Annotated in this window: 23 protein-coding genes; 6 read left to right on the plus strand and 17 right to left on the minus strand. The window is 66.5% G+C overall.

Features of this window, described 5'->3' with window-relative positions; translation table 11 throughout:
* Positions 1 to 76: 76 nt before the first annotated feature.
* From HBK84_RS12490 to HBK84_RS12530, 9 genes are all read right to left on the minus strand, one after another.
* Positions 77 to 382, minus strand: coding sequence for a hypothetical protein (locus tag HBK84_RS12490; RefSeq protein ID WP_240919022.1), 306 nt, complete (start codon positions 380 to 382; stop codon positions 77 to 79).
* 162 nt (positions 383 to 544) lie between these two features.
* Positions 545 to 994 carry a 50S ribosomal protein L9 gene (gene rplI, locus HBK84_RS12495; protein ID WP_035962847.1) on the minus strand — a complete coding sequence of 150 codons (450 nt, stop codon included), beginning with the start codon at positions 992 to 994 and terminating at the stop codon, positions 545 to 547.
* A 20-nt stretch (positions 995 to 1,014) separates the two neighbouring features.
* Complete coding sequence (gene rpsR, locus HBK84_RS12500; RefSeq protein WP_012399405.1) at positions 1,015 to 1,251, minus strand: 30S ribosomal protein S18; 237 nt, start codon at positions 1,249 to 1,251, stop codon at positions 1,015 to 1,017.
* 66 nt (positions 1,252 to 1,317) lie between these two features.
* Positions 1,318 to 1,926: a single-stranded DNA-binding protein gene (locus HBK84_RS12505; RefSeq protein WP_167319059.1), complete on the minus strand. Its 609-nt coding sequence runs from the start codon at positions 1,924 to 1,926 to the stop codon at positions 1,318 to 1,320.
* A gap of 124 nt (positions 1,927 to 2,050) precedes the next feature.
* Positions 2,051 to 2,356 carry a 30S ribosomal protein S6 gene (gene rpsF / locus HBK84_RS12510; RefSeq protein ID WP_012399407.1) on the minus strand — a complete coding sequence of 102 codons (306 nt, stop codon included), beginning with the start codon at positions 2,354 to 2,356 and terminating at the stop codon, positions 2,051 to 2,053.
* Positions 2,357 to 2,485: 129 nt separating this feature from the next.
* Complete coding sequence (locus HBK84_RS12515; RefSeq protein ID WP_144997593.1) at positions 2,486 to 2,905, minus strand: TM2 domain-containing protein; 420 nt, start codon at positions 2,903 to 2,905, stop codon at positions 2,486 to 2,488.
* A 50-nt stretch (positions 2,906 to 2,955) separates the two neighbouring features.
* The gene (locus tag HBK84_RS12520) at positions 2,956 to 4,125 is read right to left on the minus strand and encodes a hypothetical protein (RefSeq protein WP_167319060.1); all 1,170 of its coding nucleotides are present in this window, start codon (positions 4,123 to 4,125) and stop codon (positions 2,956 to 2,958) included.
* A gap of 9 nt (positions 4,126 to 4,134) precedes the next feature.
* Positions 4,135 to 5,394, minus strand: a complete 1,260-nt coding sequence (locus HBK84_RS12525; RefSeq protein WP_085107246.1) for a glycosyltransferase 87 family protein — start codon at positions 5,392 to 5,394, stop codon at positions 4,135 to 4,137.
* 113 nt (positions 5,395 to 5,507) lie between these two features.
* A complete protein-coding gene (locus tag HBK84_RS12530; RefSeq protein ID WP_167319061.1) occupies positions 5,508 to 6,932 on the minus strand; it encodes a CCA tRNA nucleotidyltransferase in 1,425 nt (474 codons plus the stop codon).
* Between the two features lie 213 nt (positions 6,933 to 7,145).
* Between HBK84_RS12530 and HBK84_RS12535 the strand changes: the two genes are divergently transcribed.
* From HBK84_RS12535 to HBK84_RS12560, 6 genes are all read left to right on the plus strand, one after another.
* A complete protein-coding gene (locus HBK84_RS12535) occupies positions 7,146 to 7,646 on the plus strand; it encodes an NUDIX hydrolase (protein WP_064845478.1) in 501 nt (166 codons plus the stop codon).
* 65 nt (positions 7,647 to 7,711) lie between these two features.
* Positions 7,712 to 9,367 (plus strand): murein biosynthesis integral membrane protein MurJ, encoded by a 1,656-nt coding sequence (murJ, locus tag HBK84_RS12540; protein WP_064845479.1) that lies wholly within the window; start codon positions 7,712 to 7,714, stop codon positions 9,365 to 9,367.
* Between the two features lie 67 nt (positions 9,368 to 9,434).
* A complete protein-coding gene (locus tag HBK84_RS12545) occupies positions 9,435 to 11,303 on the plus strand; it encodes a hypothetical protein (protein ID WP_167319062.1) in 1,869 nt (622 codons plus the stop codon).
* A 102-nt stretch (positions 11,304 to 11,405) separates the two neighbouring features.
* Positions 11,406 to 12,443, plus strand: coding sequence for a thioredoxin-disulfide reductase (gene trxB / locus HBK84_RS12550; RefSeq protein WP_167319063.1), 1,038 nt, complete (start codon positions 11,406 to 11,408; stop codon positions 12,441 to 12,443).
* 87 nt (positions 12,444 to 12,530) lie between these two features.
* A complete protein-coding gene (gene trxA, locus HBK84_RS12555) occupies positions 12,531 to 12,866 on the plus strand; it encodes a thioredoxin (RefSeq protein ID WP_085107233.1) in 336 nt (111 codons plus the stop codon).
* A gap of 152 nt (positions 12,867 to 13,018) precedes the next feature.
* A complete protein-coding gene (locus HBK84_RS12560; protein ID WP_167319064.1) occupies positions 13,019 to 14,197 on the plus strand; it encodes a peptidoglycan-binding protein in 1,179 nt (392 codons plus the stop codon).
* Positions 14,198 to 14,353: 156 nt separating this feature from the next.
* On the opposite strand, the gene HBK84_RS12565 is transcribed toward HBK84_RS12560, so the two are convergent.
* From HBK84_RS12565 to rpmH, 8 genes are all read right to left on the minus strand, one after another.
* Positions 14,354 to 15,604, minus strand: a complete 1,251-nt coding sequence (locus HBK84_RS12565) for a ParB/RepB/Spo0J family partition protein (protein ID WP_240919023.1) — start codon at positions 15,602 to 15,604, stop codon at positions 14,354 to 14,356.
* An 824-nt stretch (positions 15,605 to 16,428) separates the two neighbouring features.
* On the minus strand, positions 16,429 to 17,289 hold the full coding sequence (locus tag HBK84_RS12570) for a ParA family protein (protein ID WP_370520549.1): 861 nt from the start codon (positions 17,287 to 17,289) through the stop codon (positions 16,429 to 16,431).
* A 261-nt stretch (positions 17,290 to 17,550) separates the two neighbouring features.
* Positions 17,551 to 18,141 (minus strand): 16S rRNA (guanine(527)-N(7))-methyltransferase RsmG, encoded by a 591-nt coding sequence (rsmG, locus tag HBK84_RS12575; RefSeq protein WP_239320721.1) that lies wholly within the window; start codon positions 18,139 to 18,141, stop codon positions 17,551 to 17,553.
* Between the two features lie 137 nt (positions 18,142 to 18,278).
* Positions 18,279 to 18,821, minus strand: coding sequence for a R3H domain-containing nucleic acid-binding protein (locus HBK84_RS12580; protein WP_167319065.1), 543 nt, complete (start codon positions 18,819 to 18,821; stop codon positions 18,279 to 18,281).
* A gap of 13 nt (positions 18,822 to 18,834) precedes the next feature.
* Positions 18,835 to 19,815: a membrane protein insertase YidC gene (gene yidC, locus HBK84_RS12585; protein ID WP_167319066.1), complete on the minus strand. Its 981-nt coding sequence runs from the start codon at positions 19,813 to 19,815 to the stop codon at positions 18,835 to 18,837.
* Complete coding sequence (gene yidD / locus HBK84_RS12590; protein ID WP_064845486.1) at positions 19,812 to 20,249, minus strand: membrane protein insertion efficiency factor YidD; 438 nt, start codon at positions 20,247 to 20,249, stop codon at positions 19,812 to 19,814. Before yidD ends, yidC begins: the two co-directional genes overlap by 4 nt.
* Before the next feature lie 67 nt (positions 20,250 to 20,316).
* The gene (rnpA, locus tag HBK84_RS12595) at positions 20,317 to 20,748 is read right to left on the minus strand and encodes a ribonuclease P protein component (RefSeq protein ID WP_370520550.1); all 432 of its coding nucleotides are present in this window, start codon (positions 20,746 to 20,748) and stop codon (positions 20,317 to 20,319) included.
* A complete protein-coding gene (gene rpmH / locus HBK84_RS12600; RefSeq protein WP_035962803.1) occupies positions 20,687 to 20,824 on the minus strand; it encodes a 50S ribosomal protein L34 in 138 nt (45 codons plus the stop codon). Before rpmH ends, rnpA begins: the two co-directional genes overlap by 62 nt.
* Between the last annotated feature and the right edge of the window lie 386 nt (positions 20,825 to 21,210).

Below are 21,210 nucleotides of genomic sequence, written 5' to 3' on the forward strand. Positions count from 1 at the left end.
ATGTGGAACACGCCGTGCAGTGCTGTGCACGGGCTGTGGAGAGATCTGTGGAAAACCCGTCGCAGCTGTGGGTAACTCACCCAAGCAGCGCGAAGAAGAGCAGCCAGAGCAGGGGCGATGTCACGATGGCCAGGAGCAACACCAGAACGTGACGGCCCCGCAGGGCCGGGAAGGCCACGGTGCCCGCAATGCCTAGGATCAATGCCACAAGGGACGCGACCACGCTCAGGATGAGGCCGACCACCAGGACGGCCACCGCACCGCGCGGCGCCAAGGAATTGCCGGCGAGGAACGCCCCCAGGAAGAACACCAGGGTCAATGCCACGCACCCCAATGCCACCCAGAACAGCGTGCGGCCCGTGCTCAACCTGCGTGCGCTCATGATCATGACCGGCATCCTCCCACGGTGCTCTGCGCGATCTCTGGAAGCCCGAGGACGGCAAGAACCCCGTGGAACGACTGTTCCACGGGGTTCTCATACATCACCCGCGAGCCCCGCGAACCGCGTGAACAGCTCAGGGGCCCGGATGCACTCGAGGTGCGATCAGGCGGGGACGACCTCGAACTCCACGTTCGCGTTGACGTCCTCGTGCAGGTGGATCACGGCCTGGTACACGCCGGTGGTCTTGATGCGCTGGGTCAGGTCCACGCGACGCTTGTCGATGGAACCCAGACCGGCGGTCTCGACCGCGGAGGCGATGTCCCCAGCGCGGACCGTACCGAACAAGCGACCCTCGGCACCGGACTTGACCGGGACGGTCAGGGTGGTGGAGGTCAGCTTGGCGGCGAGAGCCTGGGCGTCCTCGAGGGAGGACAGCTCACGGGCCGCACGAGCCTGCTTGATGGAGTCGATCTGCTTCTCGGCGCCGCGGGTCCACGGAGTCGCGAAGCCGCGGGGGAACAGGAAGTTACGGGCGTAGCCGTTCTTCACGTCCACCACGTCACCCGCGGAACCGAGCCCGGAGACTTCCTGGGTCAAAATGATCTTTGCCATGAATTCTCAGTCCTCTCTGATCAGCGGCCGGCGCCGGAGTAGGGCAGCAGTGCCACTTCACGAGCGTTCTTGATCGCCTGGGCGATCTTGCGCTGCTCCTGAACGGACACGCCGGTCACGCGGCGAGCGCGGATCTTGCCGCGATCGGAGATGAACTTACGCAGCAAGGCGACGTCTTTGTAGTCGATCTCGGTGACGTCGGCCGCCTTGAGCGGGTTCTGCTTCGGTTTCGGCTTGCGAATTTCAGCCTTGGCCATCGTGGTGCTCCTTTTCTGGTGCGGAGCCCGCAGGCGTACCTGCGGGATGGGTTGGAATGGTTGTGTTTAGAAGGGGGGCTCGTCCTCGGCGCCGGTTCCCCAGTCGTAGTTCCCACCGGAGGACTGACCCCAGGGATCGTTACCCTGCTGACGCGGTTGCTGGCCCCCACGGCCGCCCTGGTTCCCGTTGAACCCGCCGCCCTGGTTGCCACCACCCTGGTTGCCGCCGAAGCCGCCACCCTGGTTGTCGTTGAAACCGCCCTGACCGCCGCCGAAGCCTTGGTTCCCGCCGTAGGAGTTGCCTCCGCCGCGCGAGTTCCGGTTGATCTTGGCGGTCGCGTACCTCATGGAGGGGCCGATCTCGTCCACTTCCAGCTCGGTGCTGGTGCGGCGCTCCCCTTCCTTGGTCTCGTACGAGCGTGCCTTGAGCCGACCCTGGACGATCACGCGGGTTCCCTTGGTCAGGGACTCCGCCACGTTCTCGGCAGCCTCACGCCACACCGAGCAACGCATGAAAAGGGTCTCCTGATCCTTCCATTCGTTGCTCTGCCGGTCGAAGGCGCGCGGGGTGGACGCAACGGTGAAGTTGGCCACGGCGGCTCCGGACGGCGTGAAGCGCAATTCGGGGTCTGCAGTCAGATTTCCGATCACTGTAATGACGGTGTCGCCAGCCATGTGAACCTCCGGATTCTGTGGACGCTGGATGCGAGACTCAGTGGGGTGAAAAGCATCTCACGGGGACTCTCACGAGCCCGCGGTGAGTGCGTGCTGTGCAGCCCGGGTGGGCCGCACGCTCACCTCACTTGCCGTGGATCTTCTGCTCTTCCGGACGGATGATCTTGGTGCGCATCACGGCCTCGTTGAGGCTCAGCACGCGGTCCAGTTCCTTGGCGGTCTGCGGCTCGGCGGTGAAGTTCACCACGGCGTAGATCCCCTCGGACTTCTTCTGGATCTCGTAGGCCAGACGACGACGGCCCCAGATGTCGAGCTTGTCGACGGTGCCGTTCTCCTTGGTGACGACCTCGAGGAACTTCTTGAGGGTCGGCTCGACGGCGCGCTCCTCCACCTCGGGGTTGAGGATGACCATCAGTTCGTATTCACGCATGTAAAGAACCCACCTCCTTCGGGCTAAGCGGCTGCGGTCCTTCCGCAGCAGGAGGTTCTGTGCGTATGTCGGTGCCGGCAGCGATCGGCGCACGGCACACAGACTTCCCCACTTTACTACAACGGGGGCTCAGTAGCCACCGACGCGTCGGGCCAACCGAGCGTTGAGCGCGCCCACGCGCAGGGGGATCACGAACAGGTCGATCAGCATGAGCAGCCACAACAGACCCAGGAAAAACCAGCCGATCAGGATCCCCACGGTGAGCCACCCGATCGCGGAGAGCACCAGGTAGAAGATCCCTTGGAAGGGCTGGGCCAGGTAGAACTTGTGGACGCCGAAGTTGCCCAGGAAGAACCACAGGACATAGGCCAGCACGATGGACCTGCCGCCCACCACGTTGACGTTGACCGGCTGGCCGACGGGGCGCTGGTGACCCCACCCGGGCGCGGTGCCTGCGGGGCCGAAGCCGGCGCCCTGGCCGTAGCCGCGGGACGGCTCGTCGCGGCGCGGTAGCGGTTGTGCCGTGTAGTACTCCGGTTCGTCGGCCATGATGAACCCCTCTTCCACTCCCCGGTTGCCTTGATGCAACCGATCCCATCCTAGGAGCGCTGGCTGGCCCTCTCCCGCTCGGTCAGCGTCGAGCGCAACTGCACGTCCGTGTCCAGGTCCTCACCGTTGGTCCGGGCCGTCACGTCGATCCCGAAGCCCACGGTCCCCGAGTGCTGCCGCCCGTTCTGCAGCCAGGTCACGGTGGCCACCGCGGGGCGGAACCGCACGGCGTGGAAGGCCAGGGGATCGTCGTCATCCTGTGCCAGGAGCAGTGACGGGCGGGACTGCAGTTCCCACCGAATGTTGGACACGCCCGGCGGGACCTCCGTGGGAGCCCCGGTGGGTGAAGCACTGGGCGAGGCGGAGGGTGACGCCGCGGGCCCGCCTCCCAACTGCGCGGGCAGCGGGCACTGCGCAGCGTCGAAGCGCAGCACGCGTTCGCATTGGCCCACGGCGTCCTGAACGGCCCGCTCCGCGCCCTCCCACATGTGCGGCGACGCTGTGAAGTCCAGTTCGACCGCGGCGGACCGGGGATCGCTCATGGATATTTCCGCGGAGGCATGTTCGCTGGCCAGGAGATACGAGTCCTCAGGCATCGCGATGTCGTAGACCCCGGGCAGGCCCTCGAACTGCCACGTGCGCGCGGGTGACCCGGGATCGGAAGGGTCCGTGGGGAAGAGCTCGGAACCGTTCGGACGCACCTTGTTGCCGTTGACGGACGCCGCGTCCACCGCCGCGGGCAGTCGGACGTCCACAATGGCGTTGTCGCGTTCCACCAATCGCCACGAGTCGTTGAAGGGGCCCCAGGACGCCACCTTCTCGACCGTGTACTCACGGTGCACGGTGGAACCGTCCCCCAGGTGGATGTCCACCCCCACCGCGGCGTGTTCCCCGTGCTTCTGGACCCCCACGAAGTCGTGGCCCTGCGGGCGGTTTGCGGCATCCCGGTACACCCCGTTGGACAGCAGCTGCGCCAGGGGGCGGTCCCCGCCGATCAACAACGGTGCGAGGACCTGACGGGAACTGCCGCCCTCGAGGTACCCCAGGTACCTGCCCACGGGAGCCTCGGGATCCCGCGAGACCAGGAAGTAGTTGGCGAGCGCGGCCCACACGGTGGACGCGACCGCGACGAACACCAGCACGAGCAACAGGGGTAGGCGGAGGGAACGCCAGGACGGCAGCCTCAGACGAGCGAGGGTCTCGGAGTCGCGCGGTGCCATGCCGGGTTCTTACTGGACCGCGGACGCGCCGAGCGCCGCAGCCTTGCGTCCCCGGAACATGTCCACCACAACCGCCACCACCAGATAGATGAGAAAGACATAACGTACTACGGCCAATATATCTTGGGCACTCCAGCCGAATTCCTCGACCCACGGCAGGGTAGGCCATGCCGAGGCCGGCAGCACCACGGTGGCCCAGTAGAGCACTTCCACCACCTGCCACAGCCCGAACTCGATCCAGTTGCGACGGCACAGGATGACGAGGGGCACGAGCCACACCACGTAGGTCAGGGAGTACTCCTTGGCCAACAGGATGTAGAGCGCGAGCAACAGGAACGTGATCTGCACGGCCGAGGGCTCCCGCTTGCTGAGCAGCGCGATCAGGAGCACAAACACGAGCGCCAGGATCATGCTCAGCAGGACGTACTGACCGTCCGCGCCGGTTCCCAGGGACACCCCGGTGCGCGGTTCAACGGTGGAGCTCCACACGTTCCACAGCGAGGGTTGTTCGGTGTCGGAGCGCACCATGTCCCCGAACTGGGCCCGCCAGCGATCCCACGCCGTGATCATGTACGTCCCGTTGATCAGGGCCCACGCAACCACGGCCCAGATGAACGCGGAGAGGATGTCCTTGAGGAACCGGTGACGCGCGGCCATGATCAGGATCGCGAGCAGCACCACCACGGGGAAGAACGCCACGGAGGCACCGAAGCCCACCATGATCCCCGCGAGCGCCGGGTTCCCGCGTACGTAGCCCAGCAGGGCAAGCATCATGAACAGCACGGCCCACAGGTCCCAGGACTGGAATCCCACGAGCACGATCACGGGGGCCAACGCCATGACCAGGGCGTCGGAGCGCCGGTTGCCGCTCAGCGAGGAGACCACGCCCACGATGGCCAACCACACGAGGGCCAGAAGGATCAGGGAGAGGTCCAGGTAGAAGCCCTGCCCCACGTCCAGACCTAGCAGAGAGGTCAGGTTGGAGGCGAACCACCCGATGATCGTGGTGATCATCCCCACGAGCACCGGCTGATCCCCCGTGGGACCCCCGGTGAAGAACCCCCCGGCCACGTCCGACGAGCGCACACTGAGATCCCCGGTGCCGATCACCGTGGCACACAGCTCGGGAACCTGCTGGGCCATGTTCCAGTCCGGTACCCGGCACGGGATGCGCAACAGGTAGGCCATCATGACCGTGTACAGGCCGAGGCCCAGCAGCATCAGACCGGCATTGCCTCCCGATCTGTTGCGCGCACCTTCCAGGCTCATGCGGGATCTCCTCGGAACGCGGGTACGGATGCTGTCAGTGTTCCACGGGGGCGGGGAGTCCACGCGTCATGGCGCGAGTGTTCCGCTGCGGTACCTCGGCGTGGCCCTCTCCGTCAGGAGTCGATGACGCCCTTCTCACGCGCCCAGGACACGAGGCGCTCGCGTGCCACGTCCTCCCCCACGGCGCCCTCGTCCAGACGCATCTCCAGGAGGAATTTGTACGCGCGGCCCACCTGGGGTCCGGGCGGTATGCCCAGGATCGCCATGATCTGCTGGCCGTCCAGCTCGGGCCGGACGGCGTCCAGCTGTTCCTGCTCGGCGAGCTGGTCGATGCGGTGTTCGAGCTCGTCGTAGTGCCGGGCGAGCCGGGAGGCCTTGCGCTTGTTGCGGGTCGTGACGTCCGAGCGGGTGAGCCGGTGCAGCCGCTCGAGTTCGTCCCCCGCGTCCCGCACGTACCGGCGCACCGCGGAATCGGTCCAGTCGGCGTCACCATATCCGTAGAAACGCATATGCAGTTCCACAAGGCGGGTGACCCGCTTGATCGTGTCATTGTCGAAGCGCAGCGCCTTCATCCGCTTGCGCGTGAGCTTGGCCCCCACCACCTCGTGGTGTCGGAAGCTCACGGCCCCGGACGGTTCGAAGCGGCGCGTGGCGGGTTTTCCCACGTCGTGCATGAGCGCCGCGAAGCGCAGCACGAAGTCCGGGGCGGGCACAGGGCCGTCCGGACCGGTCTCCTTCTCCGCGGCCTGTTCCATGACCGTGAGGGAATGTTGGTAGACGTCCTTGTGATGATGCGCCTCGTCGGTCTCCAGCTGCAGCGCGGGCACCTCCGGGAGCACGATCTGCGCGAGTCCCGTGTCCACCATGAGTTCGGTGCCCCGGCGGGGATGGGCGCCGCAGATCAGCTTGACCAGTTCCTCGCGCACCCGTTCGGCGGAGACGATCTCGATCCGCTCGGCCATCGCGGTCATGGCCTCCCGCACGGGCTCCGCCACGGTCAGACCCAACTGGGAGCTGAACCGCGCGGCACGCATCATGCGCAGGGGATCGTCCGTGAACGAGTCCTCCGGGGTCCCGGGGGTGCGCAGCACACCGGCGTGCAGGTCCTTGATCCCGCCGAACGGGTCCACGAGCTCCATGCCCGGCAACCGCAGGGCCATGGCGTTGACGGTGAAGTCGCGGCGTTGCAGGTCTTCGGTCAGATCGTCCCCGAAGGCCACGGTGGGCTTGCGAGAATCGGGGTCGTACGCCTCGGCGCGGTAGGTGGTGACCTCCAGCTGCATGCCGGACTTACGCATCCCGATGGTCCCGAATTCCCGGCCGATCTCCCAGTGTGCATCCGCCCAGTCCCGGATCAGCTCGAGGGTCTGATCGGGGCTCGCGTTCGTGGTGAAGTCCAGGTCCAGCGCGTCCCGGCCCAGCAGGAGGTCGCGTACGGGCCCGCCCACCAGGGACAGCTCGTATCCGGCGCTGTCGAAGAGGCGCCCCAGCTCGTGGGAAACGGGGTGAAGTGAGGAGGTGTCCAGCAACTGCGTCATGATGAGCGTCATTATCGCATCACGGCGAGCGCCGTCGGCCGGCTCGGGGCGGCGTCTGCGGCGGCGGGTGCGAGCGGAATGTGCCGTCGGCTGGCCCGGCCGGAGCGGGCGTCGTCGGGCCCGCGGCGGTACAACCGCTCTCGACCGCGGCGGACGGACCGCCGCCGGACCCATATCAGGGAGTGTCCCGGGAATGTCGCTAAGGTAGATGGCATGGCTTTCCCCGTACCCAGCGCGCCCAAGAGGCGACCGAACCAACCGGTCTCCGCGCTGCCCACGGTGGAAGAGGTGTCGGCCGGTGGGATCGTGGTGGACCTGTCCGATCCCACGCATCCGGTGGCCATCATTGCTCGGATCAACCGCGGTGGACGGCTCGAGTGGTGCCTTCCCAAGGGTCATCCCGAGGGCGAGGAGACCAACGAGGAAGCCGCCGTGCGGGAGATAGAGGAGGAAACCGGAATCATGGGCCGCGTGCTCTCCCCGCTGGGCAGCATCGACTACTGGTTCACGGTCTCCGGACACCGCGTGCACAAGACCGTCCACCATTTCCTGCTGGAGGCCATCGGCGGATTCCTGACCACGGAGAACGACCCCGACCACGAGGCCGTGGATGTAGCGTGGTCCGGGATCGACGCCCTCGGCCGGAAGTTGTCCTTCCCCAACGAACGGCGCATCGCGGACATCGCCCGGGAATACATCATTCACCAGTTGTAGGCTGTCCCGTCCGATCCGTCGTGCGCCGTACCCGGCCCGTCCCCCCGCGCAGGAGGCCTTGATCCATGCAGAAGTCCGGTGCGCGCTCCAGCGCGATCATGGCCTCCGGGACCCTGGTGTCCCGCATCCTGGGGTTCGTCAAGACGTTCCTGATCACGGTGGCCATCGGTTCCGCCGCGACCATGGCGGATGTGTTCCAGCTGGCCAACACACTGCCCAACCTGATCTACGTGCTGATCGCGGGCGGTGTGTTCAACGCGGTGCTGGTGCCGCAGATCATCAAGGCGTCCAAGGCGCAGGACGAGGGCGCTGATTACATCTCCCGGCTGATCACACTCGCCGTGATCGCGCTGTTGGTGATCACCGCGGCGGTCGTGCTGTTGGTGCGCCCCATCATGAATCTCATGGGCCCGGGGTGGTCGGACGCCCAGCTGGCCATGGGCACCACGTTCGCGCTGATCACGTTCCCCCAGATCTTCTTCTACGGCCTCTACACGGTCGTGGGTCAGGTGCTCAACGCCAAGGGTGCGTTCGGTGCGTACATGTGGGCCCCGGTGCTCAACAACGTCATCGCGATCGCCGCCCTGCTGGTCTTCATCCAGCAGTTCGGTCCGTTCCGCACCAACCCGCACACCCTCGAGAACTGGACCTCCGCCCAGACCTTCTGGCTCGTGGTCATGGCCACGGTGGGTGTCGCCGCGCAGGCCTTCATCCTGTTCTGGCCGCTCGCCCGGCTGGGACTGCGGATCCGCCCGCGCTTCGGGTGGCGCGGGATCGGGCTGTCCACCGCGGCGCGCCTGGGCGGCTGGACGCTCGCCACCGGCGTGATCGCCAACCTCGCGTTCATGGCCCTGTACCGCACTGCGGCGATCCCCACGGGTGCCCGGGCGGACATCGCGTCCGGTCCGGGTGGGGCGCCCCCCATCGCGGGTACGGCCGTCCTGGACCAGGCCACCATGCTCTACGCGCTGCCCCACGGGGTGATCGGGCTGTCCATCGCCACCGTGTTGTTCAACCGCATGGCGGCCGCGGCGTCCGAGAAGGACCGTGACTCCCTGGTCTCATCCCTGTCCTCGAGCCTGCGGGTCACCGGTGTGGCCACCGTGTTCTGCATGGTCGCCCTGATCATGTACGCGGGTCCGCTGGGCATGCTGTTCTCCGGTGGTGTTCCTGCCGCCGGCGCGGTGATCGGTCAGGTCATCACGGTGATCGCCATCGGCGCGCCGTTCATGTCCACCGCGTTCATGCTGGGCCGCGCGTTCTACGCCCAGGAGGACGCGCGCACCCCGTTCCTCGTGCAGCTGGGGGTGTCCGTCTTCACCGTGATCGCCGCCGTGCTGATCGCCCGGGTCTTTCCGCCCGAGCACATGGTGTTCGCCGTCGCGGCCTGTTACGCCATCCAGAACGTGCTGGCCACGGTGATCTACCACTACGCCCTCACGCGGCGGATCGGGGACTACGGCCTGTCCCGGATCGTGAGCAGTCACGTGCGCATCCTGGCCGCCTCGCTCGTCGCGGGCGTGGCGGGAGTCGTGACGCTGTGGTTGCTCGGCGGGTACCGCACCGACGGTTTCCCGTGGGGTAATCAGGCAGCAGCCCTGATCAGCCTGGCCGTGGGCGGGCTCGTGATGGCCGCCGTGTACGCCGTGGCCCTGAAGCTGTTCCGGGTCCAGGAGTTCACGGGTTTGCTGGCCCCGCTGCGCGCCAAACTCGGCCGGTAGACTGCCCGAAAGATCGTTCTCGCGCCCGTGCGACCCCCGTGGCGCCCGATTACCAGAGGGAGCCACCGTGTCCCAGCCCATTGCGCTTGGAGCCGTTCTGGGGGGCCGTTACAAGGTCACCGCGTCCCTGCTGAGCACCGCCGAAAACGATCACGTGCTCCAGGGCGAGGACCAGATCCTGCGCCGCCGGGTCTCAATCCTGGTGCCCTCCCCGGCTCACGAGTCGCTGCTCGTGGACAACGCGCGTTCGCTGGCCGCCGGCGCCGGGCACAGCGGCTTCCAGGTCCTGGACATGGGTCAGACCGAGGACTCCACCTACCTGGTCACCTCCTATGCACCCACCGCGGACCTGTTGGACGCGCTGCTGGTCCAGGACGACGACGCCGACGACTACTCCCTCTCCGACGACATCTTCGGGGACTCCCGCTCGGCCGCCTCCTCCGCCTACATCTACGAGGAGCCGGACCCCACACAGCCGCAGGAGACCGTCTCCCGGGATCCTGAACCCTCGTCGCGCCCCGCCGTCACGCGCTGGAACGCCTCCGACTACGACGATTACGACGACGCCCCCGCCGCCCCGTCCGTGCGCAACAAGCTCGGCTTCGCGCGCAAGGTCCGCCCCGACGCCGTGCGCTCCACGATGTTCGACCGCGCAGCCACCCGGGGCGCTGCCGCCGGGGCGACCGCAGCAACGTCGGCCGAGGCAATCGATCCCACCTACGACGGCGACAACCGCTACGAGAGCTACGAACGGACCGAGGGCAAGCCTGGGCGCCTGGATGAACAGCCCTCCGCGCCCCGCTCGGCCCGCGATGACGACGCCGCTCACGACGGCACCGCGGCCATCCGCACGGTCGCACCGGCCTCCGGTGCAGCGGCCGGGCATGCTTCGGCATCGGACGACGACGCCGCGTCGCTCCCCGACACGGCCCCTGGTGACGACGCTGCTCCCCTGGACGATCCCGCCGCCCCGGCCAGGACGGCCGCCGGTGGTTCGGATGCCGCCGCGTCCGCCGAGAGCGTGGGTACGGCCCATGCCGCCGGGGGCGGGATGATGAACGCCGCGGCGACCACCGCGGCGGCGGGCGGGATCGCGGGTGCGGCAGCGGCGTCGTCGGCGAATGCCTCCGCAGGGCACTCCCCCGCGGGGACGGACACCGCAGCGGCGCGCACCGCGGACGGGGCGAGGGAGCCCGCGGCCGGCGGCGCAGCCGCACGCACCGCCCACGCCGCCGAACGCGAGCATGCCGCTGATCCGGCGGGCGCGGGTGGCGCCCGGCCCGGCTCCACCGAACGATCCCGCAAGGGTCCGCTGCGGTGGCTGTTGCTGGTGTTACTGATCATCGCGCTGATCGCGGCGATCGTGCTGGGCTTCCGCGGGCTCGGTGCGCTCACCGGGCAGTTCGGACAGGGCGGGGCCCCGCAGGAGAACGCAGCGCCGAGCGGGCCCGCGGCGTCGAACACGCCGAGCCCGGCCGCCACACCGCAGGTCGGGACGGTCACGCGGGTGACCCAAGACCCGAACTTCATGACCGACACGGACGCCACGCTGGGCCAGGCCACGGACGGCAACCCGGGGACCTCGTGGCTGAGCTACGGTTTCTCGAACTCCCAGTTCGGCAACCTAGTCCAGTACGTGGGACTCGCCGCGCAGCTGCAGGACCCCGCACTCGTCCGGGAACTCACGATCCAGCAGGACGGTGGCACCGGCGGACAGTTCACGGTGTACGTCTCGGACAGCCCGTCGCTCGACGGCGCGCAACAAGTGGGCACGGGCTCGTTCACCGGGCCGCAGGTCAGCGTCCCGCTCTCCGAGGCCGCGCAGAACGACCCGCACCGGTACGTCCTGGTGGTGTGGAACGAATTGCCGCGGCTGAACAATCCCATCGGCGGCTACCCGTACGGCTTGCGGATCAGCGAACTGTCCGTGCACTGAACCCGGTGACGCCGCCGAACGGAATATCTGGCGGTACTCCCCACGTTCTTGGGTGTAGTTGACATCCGCACACGCGGTGACTCGTGGAAAGGTTTCGTACCAGTGAGCAATCAGCCCGGCATTTTCGCGAATGCTGTGAACCTCAAGGTCGGCGGCGCGGCGGAGGCCTCCGCTGCGTCCGAGGACGCCCGCACCACCTCCGAGGACGATGCCGTTCACGACGTCGTCATCGTGGGTTCCGGTCCCGCGGGGTACACCGCTGCCATCTATACGGCGCGCGCAAACCTCAACCCCGTGGTGCTGGCCGGGTCCGTGACCGCCGGTGGTGAACTCATGAACACCACGGACGTGGAGAACTACCCGGGGTTCATCGACGGCATCATGGGCCCGGACCTGATGAACAACATGCAGCAGCAGGCCGAGCGCTTCGGGGCGGACATCCGCTACGAGGACGTCGTCTCCGCGGAACTCGAGGGAGAGATCAAGACCGTGACCGTGGAGGACGGGACCGTGCTGCGCGCCCGCGCGGTCATCATCTCCACCGGTTCCGAGTACCGCAAGCTCGGTCTCGAGGACGAGGAACGGCTCTCCGGCCACGGTGTGTCGTGGTGTGCCACGTGCGACGGGTTCTTCTTCAAGAAGCAGAACATCGCGGTGGTGGGCGGCGGTGACTCCGCGATCGAGGAGGCCACGTTCCTGACCAAGTTCGCGGACAAGGTGACCCTGATCCACCGCCGGGACCGGTTCCGTGCGTCCGAGATCATGCAGCAGCGTGCGTTCGACGACCCCAAGATCGAGATCCTCTGGAACACCAAGGTCACCGGGATCCAGGGCGCGGACAAGGTGGAGTCCCTGGCCCTGGAGGACACCGTCACGGGTGAGGCCTCTGAGCTGGCCGTGACCGGTCTGTTCGTGGCCATCGGCTCGGACCCCCGCGTAGGACTCGTGAAGGATCAGCTCGAGTTGACGGTGGACAACACGATCGCCGTGGACGGGCGCAGCTCCACGACCTCGCTGGCCGGTGTCTTCGCCGCCGGCGACGTGGTGGACGCGACCTACCGCCAGGCGATCACCGCCGCGGGCTCGGGCTGTGTTGCCGCGGTGGACGTGGAGCACTACCTCGCGGCCCTCGACAGCTGATCCGAACCCACCCGCCAACCCACTCCCGCCCGGAACCGCCGGAACGATTCGGCGACCGAGCGGGAAACCCATCGAAAGGAAACACACATGAGCTCTGCAAAGGACGTCACCGACGCCAACTTCAAGGCCGAGGTGCTCGAGAACTCCAAGCCCACCATCGTGGACTTCTGGGCCGAGTGGTGCGGTCCGTGCCGCCAACTCGGACCCGTGCTGGACGCGATCGCCGCGGAGCACGCGGATCACGTGGACGTGGTGAAGGTCAACGTGGACGACAACCCCGCGATCGCCTCCCAGTACGGCATCACCTCAATCCCCGCGGTGTACCTCTTCGCGAACGGCGAGGTCGCCAAGACCTCGATCGGTGCCAAGCCCAAGTCCGCGCTCGAGAAGGAGTTCGGGGACTACCTCAACCCCTCCGCGTGACTCATCCGACCCGGGCCCGCATCATATACGTGCGCGGGCCCGGGTTTTCTCGAACCCAATTGCAGTGTGCGAACCACACCGTGGGAGTGGCTCGCCGACCCCAGGGAGACCACGTGCCGCCATCCACCCCCGGAGCCGCGCTCAGACACGGTATGACCGACCGCCGCATCACGGGTCTCAGGGAACGCCTCGTCAGGGCAGGGGGCGAAGACCTACCCCTGGCCGGCGACAGCGTGCCGGACCCCACGGTCTTCGACGACCGTGTGGACCACGCCGTGCGGGTGTTCCAGCAGCGCAAGGGGCTCATCGTGGACGGCGTGGTCGGTCCGGAGACCGAGGCAGCACTCAACGACGCCCAGTACAGGCTGGGTGACCGTCCACTGTTCTTCGACGAGGTAGCCCCGTTGCACGGCGACGACGTCGCGGAGCTGCAGGACAACCTTTCGCTGTTGGGTTTCTACTACGGGCACCTGGATGCGGTGTTCAACCGACAGACCGAGTACGCCGTAAAGGAACTCCAACACAGCCTGGGTGTCCCGAGTGACGGCACCGTGGGTCTCGATACCCTCTCCGGGCTGGCTCGCGTGCGCAAGAAGATCACCTCGGCCAAGGCATTCTCCCTACGAGATCACCACCGGCTGGAGAGCCTCCAGGAGGCCCTCCGTGATCGCCTGGTGCTCCTGGTGCCCTCCGGTGCCGGTCCTCAGGTGTCCCCAGCCGGGGCCCCGAATTCGTTCGCCGCGGATCAGGATGCCATCACCCTCGACGTCGCGCAGCGCACCCGCGACCTTCTCCGGGCGGTGGGCGCCAAGCCCGTGATCGCACCGGCCCAGGGCGCCGGCGCTTCGTCGTCAGGTACTGGACGGGAGGACTCGGACGGGAGCGTCCCAAAGGTCCCCGAGGTCCTCCCCGACGACGCCCTTGTGCTCACCCTGCAGTGTGATTGGAACTCCTCGCCCCTGGCCCAGGGTGTGGCCACCTTCTTCTGGGGTGCACCGGACACACGTCAGGCGTACTCCCCCGTGGGTCAGCTCGCGTCGGACATGATCCTGCGTGAGCTGGTGGCCCGCACGGGTGCCCTGGACCTGGGGAGCCATGCGCGGCAGTGGAGTGCACTCCGTGAGGTCCGTACCGCGGCGGCATGGGTCGATCTGGGATACCTTTCGAACGAGGATGAGGCCTCCCGGCTGCGGAGTGGTGAGTACCGCGCCCGTTTGGCGGAGGCGCTTCTGTGTGGCCTCCAGCGCGTCCTGGCGTCCACTCCGGAACCCACCGCCACGGGAACCATGAGCCTGGCGGACATCCAGGACTATTACCGTAGGGACGGCTGAACGCACCTCATCATGGGGCGATAGCGACGCGTTGGAGACAAGGCTGATCGCCTTGCTGCTGACACTCGATCGCCCGGCTGGTCTGTTTAGGTGATGGAAGTAGGGCCGCGATGTTTCACGTGAAACATCGCGGCCCTTATTCGTGGCCGCGAAAGCTCAGTTCGCATCCAGCTTGGGGTCCAGCACGTCGATGATGCGGTTGAGGTCCTCGACCGATGCGAACTCGATCGTCATCTTGCCCTTGCGCGCACCAAGCTGGATCTTCACGCTCGTGTCCAACTTGTCGGAGAAGGCATCTGCGATGTAACCCAGTCGGTCATCGTGGCGGGTTGCGGGGGTCTTCCGCTTGGTCGAGTGTCGCTTGAGACCGTCGGAGAGGGCGACGAGCTCCTCCGTGGCGCGCACTGACAGCCCCTCCGCCACGATCCGCTGGGCGACCCGCTCCATCTCGGCGGGATCCGTCAGCGCCAACAGTGCACGCGCATGTCCCGAGCTCAGTACCCCCGCGGCCACGCGACGCTGCACGAGCGCCGGGAGTCGGAGTAGGCGCAGGGTGTTGGAGATCTGCGGCCGGGAGCGTCCGATCCGTTCCGAGAGCTGCTCCTGAGTGGCCCCGAACTCCTCCATGAGCTGCTGGTACGCGGCGGCTTCTTCAAGGGGGTTGAGCTGAGCCCGGTGCAGGTTTTCCAGCAGGGCATCCCGCAGGAGATCATCGTCCGCTGTATCCCGGATGATGGCCGGGATGACGGCCAGACCGGCCTCCTGGACGGCTCGCCACCGCCGTTCGCCCATGACGAGCTCGTACTTCTGCTCTCCCCCCTCATGACTGGGACGCACGACGATGGGCTGCAGGACACCGAGTTCCTTCACCGAGAAGGCGAGCTCCGCGAGCTCGTCCTCATCGAAGACCTGGCGCGGCTGCTTGCGGTTGGGGTGGATGTCCGTGACCGAGATCTCCGCGAAGGTGGCTCCGGGGATGCTCTGCAGGTCTTCCTGTGCAGAGTGTTCGGCGGGCACGACCTCCCGCTGTGACGCGATGACATCCGCCGCGGGGATATGCTCTGCGAGGGTGTCCGCATCACCATCGGCGGAGGCAGAAGGAGACGCTATGTTCCGCGTGGTAGAGGATTGGACCGATGTTTCACGTGAAACGTCGGCAGAGTCGGACTTTACCTGCTGGTTCCCCTGAGCGACATTCGTGGGCGTATTGCGCACGGTCTCCTGGTGTGACCCATCCGCTGTGCTCGAGGAGGTCACCTCTACGGCCCGCGAAGGGTCATGGATTTCGTCGGTACGCGAAAAGTCGTCAGAGTTTCCCGCATCAGTTTCCTCGCCACCACTCGACGGCAGGAAGAACATGTCCACCGGGCGGCGCACATTCGTCGTACTGCGTAAGGCCTGGCCCATGTCCCTCCGGGTCCGTGGCGGCTTGCTTCCACGTGATGCCGGAGCCTTCGAGGGATCGGATGTTTCACGTGAAACATCGTCGGATCGTGACCCAGCGGCGTCGGCACCGTCTTTGGTCGTACTCACCTGCGTCTTAAGCTTGGCCGCGTCTGGTTTAGTGCCCACACCCTTTTCGGAGCCCGCCTCCCCCGCTTTATTGGATCGCGACGACCGACGCACTGAGGTTCCAATTCTATTGCCGTCACCGGTCGGGCCGGCATTCTTACCAACTGCCTCAGCGTCGGCGCCTGATGCCCCGGTCTTGCCGCCTTTCGAACCAGTTTTCTTGGGGGTCGCCGTCGCGAGTGGAGTTGCCTCCTGACGATTCTCGTCGGCAGACTTCAAGGCGGGGGTGGCCCGTACCCCCTTGGCAGTACCGGCTTTACGAGACGAGCTCCGATCGGGGGTCTCGGTCGGGCCGCTTCGAGAGGACTGCTTGCCACGACTTGCGGTCTCCCTAGGGTCGACCGCTGGCGGTGTCGTTTGCTCCTGAGCGTCCCCATTGGGGATGAGAGCGCCTAAACCGCGCCCGAGGCCACGACGTCGTTCTGCCACGATGAATTCCTCCCGGTGATGATGGTGTATCCATCGTAGTCAAGAACGGATCCTTCGTATGACCCATTCACCGGCGGTAACCGCGCGCCTGACACACGATTACCTCGATGTTTCACGTGAAACATCGGGGTCATAATGGAAAGATCTATCAGCGCAGCGTTATGCGACCTGGCGCCCGCCAGCTGCAACTACGCAGAAAGTGGCTGCCTCGTTCGCGGTATCGAAGATGCCTACTCGGCCGCGCCGGATCCGCGGCTGGCCAGTTCCGCCGCAGCCTCCAGGTACGACAGCGCTCCGGTGGAACTGGGGTCGTAGGTGATGACGCTCTGCTGATAACTCGGCGCCTCCGAGACTCGCACCGACCGGGGAATCATGGTCTCCATGACCTCCCGAGGGAAGTGCTGCCGGACTTCGTCGGCCACCTGCGACGCCAGGTTGGTCCGCCCGTCGTACATCGTCAGCAGGATGGAGGACACCACGAGCTTCGGATTCAGGTGCTTCTGGATCATGGCGATGTTGTTGAGCAGCTGGCTCAGCCCTTCGAGCGCGTAGTACTCGCACTGGATGGGGATCAGTACCTCGGTCGCCGCGACGAACGCGTTGATCGTGAGGAGGCCGAGGCTGGGCGGGCAGTCGATGAACACGTAGTCGAGACGGGGGAGCCCATGCTCCTCGCGCGATGTCGCGTACTCCGCCAGAGCCCGCTGCAATCGCTGTTCACGAGCCACCACGGACACGAGTTCGATCTCGGCACCGGCAAGGTCGATGGTCGCCGGGAGGACCCACAGGTTGGACACCTCGGGGGACTCCTTGACCACCTCGGCCACCGGCACCTCGTCGATGAGCACGTCATAGACGGAGTCCGCATCCGCACCGTGGGGAATCCCGAGTGCGGTGGACGCGTTGCCCTGCGGATCGTTGTCCACGACCATCACGTTCTGGCCCTGCTGCGCGAGCGCCACGGCGAGGTTGACCGACGTACTGGTCTTCCCCACACCACCTTTCTGATTGCTGATGGTGATGTAGCGCGTGTTCTCGGGGCGGTCCAGGTGCACGTTCTTGAGCTTGGCGCGGCGCTTGTTCTCTTCCACGAGTTTCCTCCCCAGGGCGGTATCCGCCACCGCGTCTTGTGCCGTCACTCCTGCATGACCGTCTGTTTCACGTGAAACATGGCGTCCGCGATCAGGAACAACTTTTTTTGTTTGCGAAATTGGATCAGGCGGCAATCCGAAGTCGTGTCCACGGGTAGGTCCTGCTGTGGGCCGTTCCGGCTCGGTCATCGACTGTCCCTTACGTGACTGGTGCGGTGCTCTTAGTAGCTTATCGACAAGGCCGCACCGGCAACGACGGATTCACAGCACGAGCCGGACCACCGTGGTGGGTTCCTCCAGGAGGTCCTCGCCCACGGTCACGACCTCCGAGGACCGGACCCCGAAACGATTGAACTTCTTACTCGCCTTGCGCAGCTCGTCCTGGGCGGAGCGTCCCTTGAGCGCGAGCAGCTCACCGGAACCCTTCAACAGCGGCAGGGTGATGTCCACCAGGCCGATGAGCGCGGAGACGGCTCGGGCCGTGACCACATCCACCGGGCCCACCTGGTTCTTCGCCTGTTCGGCGCGCGCCCGCAGCATACGGACGTTGTCCAGGCCGAGATCCGCCACAATCTCCTCGAGCCATGCGACACGGCGCTCCAGCGGCTCGATCAACGTGATCGACAGATCGGGCCGGGCGATCGCGAGGCACAGGCCGGGAAGGCCGGCCCCCGAGCCCACGTCCGCGACGTGAGCGTTCCGCGGGATCAGCCTCTCCACCACCGCGCAGTTGAGTACGTGACGTTCCCACAATCGCGGGGCCTCACGGGGACCGATCAGTCCACGGACGATGCCCGAGGACGCCAGGTGCTCCGTGTAGCGCCGCGCCAGGTCGAGGCGGTCATCGAAGATCGTGCGCGCCGCGGCCTCGTGCTCACCGAGCTCAGGGGCTGGCTGGGGCTCGGGAGCGGGACGCGACGCGCCCTCGGCGCCCGACCCGTTCTTGTCCTGCCCGGGCACGGCGGGGTGCGGGGTGGAACGCGACACGGTCACTGAGCCGCCGAGACCACGATGTGGCGCCCGGCGCCGTCGCCCTCGGACTCGGAGACCAGACCGGCGTCCGCGACGGCGTCGTGGACGATCTTGCGCTCGTACGGGGATAGCGGGGGCAGGTGCACGCTGCCGCCCTCGGACTCGACCTTGGCCACGGCGTCCTGCGCCATCTCGCGCAGCTCCGAGGCTCTCTCGTCACGGTGCCCCGCGATGTCCAAGATCAACCGGCTGCGCCGCTGCGTGGCGCTGAGGACGGACAGCCGCGCGAGTTCCTGCAGCGCCTCGACCGTCTCGCCGTTCTCGCCCACGAGCTCTCGCAGAGGGGAGTCGTCACCGTCCTCCGCGACCACGGAGACGTACGTGCGCCCGTCCCGGACCTCGATGTCGATGTCGCCGTCGATGTCCGCGGTGTCGAGGAGCTCCTCGATGTAGTCCGCGGCGATCTCACCCTCCTCCTCGAGGGGGGAGAGCTCGGGGGTCTGCGTCTCGGCGGACGCGTCCTGCGAGGGTAGCTGCTGCTGTTCGTCGATGTCGTTCATCGGGTGCGACCTCTCAGCCGTTCTTCTTGGCCTGCTGCTTCTGGCGCTTCTTGGACACGGGCTGCTGACGCTGGCCCGCCGCCGCGCGTTCACGCTGCTCCTCGAGCTTCTCCTCGTGCTCCTTCTTGGTCATGCCCACCGGGGGCAGACCCTTGGCCGCACGGCGCTCGTTGAGTTCACGCTCCGCCTGGGACCCCTTGGTGGGGTTGTTGCGGATGACCCACCACTGCTGGCCCATGGACCACAGGTTCGAGACTGTCCAGTAGATGAGCACACCCAGCGGGAAGTTGATGCCACCGATCGCGAAGATGAGCGGGAACAGGTAGAGCATCATCTGCTGCTGGCGGTACATGGGCGATTCCTTGGCGGCATCGCTCATGTTGCGCGCGGTCAGCTGCTTCTGCGTGATGAACTGCGTGGCACACATGGCCACGATCATGACGATCGCCAGCACGATGGTGGCCATGTGGTTGCCCGCACCCGGCTGCATCAGGGTGGAGAACAGGGGAGCGCCGAAGATCGTGGAGTCGTTGAACTGGTGGACCAGCTGCGGCGTGAGGACGTGGATGGACTCGTTGTTCTGGGCGGCCTGCGGGACCGAACGCAGCACCTGGAACAGCGCGAAGAAGATGGGCATCTGCACGATGATCGGCAGGCACGCCGCGAACGGGTTGGATCCGTGTTCCTTGTACAGGGCCATCTGCTCCTCGGCCATGGCCTGGCGGGAGAGCTGGTCCTTCTTGCCCTTGTACTTGGCCTGCAGCTTGGCCATCTCCGGTTGCAGTTCCTGCATGCCGCGCATGGACTTGATCTGCTTGAGGAACAGCGGGATGGTCAGTGTACGCATGACCAGGGTCAGGCCCACGATGCACAGCACCCAGGTGACACCAGAGGCCGGATCCATCTCGAGGGTGGTGAACAGTTCGTGGAACACCCACAGCACGGCGGAGACGATCCACCTGAAGGGGAAGAGAATAATGTCGAAGAAGTTCATCGAGCGTTGGCTCCTTGAGCCGCGTGGTCGTCACGGGCCGGGCAGTCGTGCACGTGGTCGCGCACGAGGGTCGGGTGGTTGAGCAGAACGATTTTGGGGGTCGAGGCCACGGAGGGGAACTCCCGACCGCCGCTCGGGACCCTATCGATCCCGCCGGCCGCCCACGGGTGGCAGCGCAGCAGACGTCTGACGCTCAGTCCCAGTCCGCGCACCGCGCCGTGCACGGTGAACGCCTCCAGCGCGTATGCGGAACAGGAGGGGAAATACCGGCACACGTCTCCGTACAGCGGGGAGACGATCGTGCGGTAGAGCTTGAGCAGGGCGATGCAAAGATTCTGCGGAAGATGCTTCATGGTGCGCACGAGGCCGCCGCCAGGGTTGTACTCGTGCGGCGCGCGCGCGAGGAGTTGCTCGGGAGACGGACGTGATGTCACGTGCGGGCCTCCTTCTCGACTCTGTACAAGCAACGTTACGGCATCCGCCGCGTACGCAGCGGGGAGGTCATCGCGCCTTGCGCAGCGCGGCATGCAGGGCGTCGCGGTAGTCACGCCCCAGTTCGTCCCACCCTGCCGCGGCGGCCGCGGGCAAAGCACGGACGACGACGTCGAGCCCGGCCGGGTGTTCGCGGACGGTCACGGCAGCGAGTTCACGCAGGCGGCGCTTCACCTTGTTCCTGACCACGGCGTTACCCACCGCCTTGGAGACGATGAACCCCACGCGGGACGCTTGCTCCGTGGTGCTTCGCACGGATACGACGACGTTCCGGCGGCCACTGCGGGCGCCGGAACGTACGGTGTCTGAGAACTGCGCCGAGGTCCGCATCCGATGCCTGGTGGGCAGCACGACGCGAACCTCGCGAGTTGACGATGAGTTAGGCCGACAGGCTGGCGCGGCCCTTGCTGCGGCGGGCGCCGATGATGGCGCGGCCGGCACGGGTGCGCATGCGAGCACGGAAGCCGTGCTTGCGAGAGCGGCGGCGGTTGTTGGGCTGGAAAGTCCGCTTGGGCATTAGTCACTCCACGAGGTTGGACAACGGCGCGCCAACTGCGACGGATCACAGGGGACGCACGCGGTACGTATTTGGGGGCATGCGGACGCGCAGAAATCGCAATCCTACACGCACAAGACTGATTCACAGTAGTCAAAAGGGCCACACCGGTCAAATTGCCGCACACTACGATCGGCGGTCCGGTGGGCTGCCGGACGGGCGGCCGCGTCCTTCCACAAGTGTGTACACCGCCTCCCGGGAGCATGTGGAAAAGCGCCGGATCACACCCCGCCGGAGCGAGTTATCCCCAGGTGGGAACTACACAGTTGTAGTTCTGTGCACCGGCTCCAACGGGCTATGACGAGCCCGGAACCATGCTCTAGGCTGAGGTTTGCGGCCGCCCCCAC

Source organism: Kocuria sp. KD4 (assembly GCF_011769905.1).
GTDB lineage: Bacteria > Actinomycetota > Actinomycetes > Actinomycetales > Micrococcaceae > Kocuria > Kocuria marina.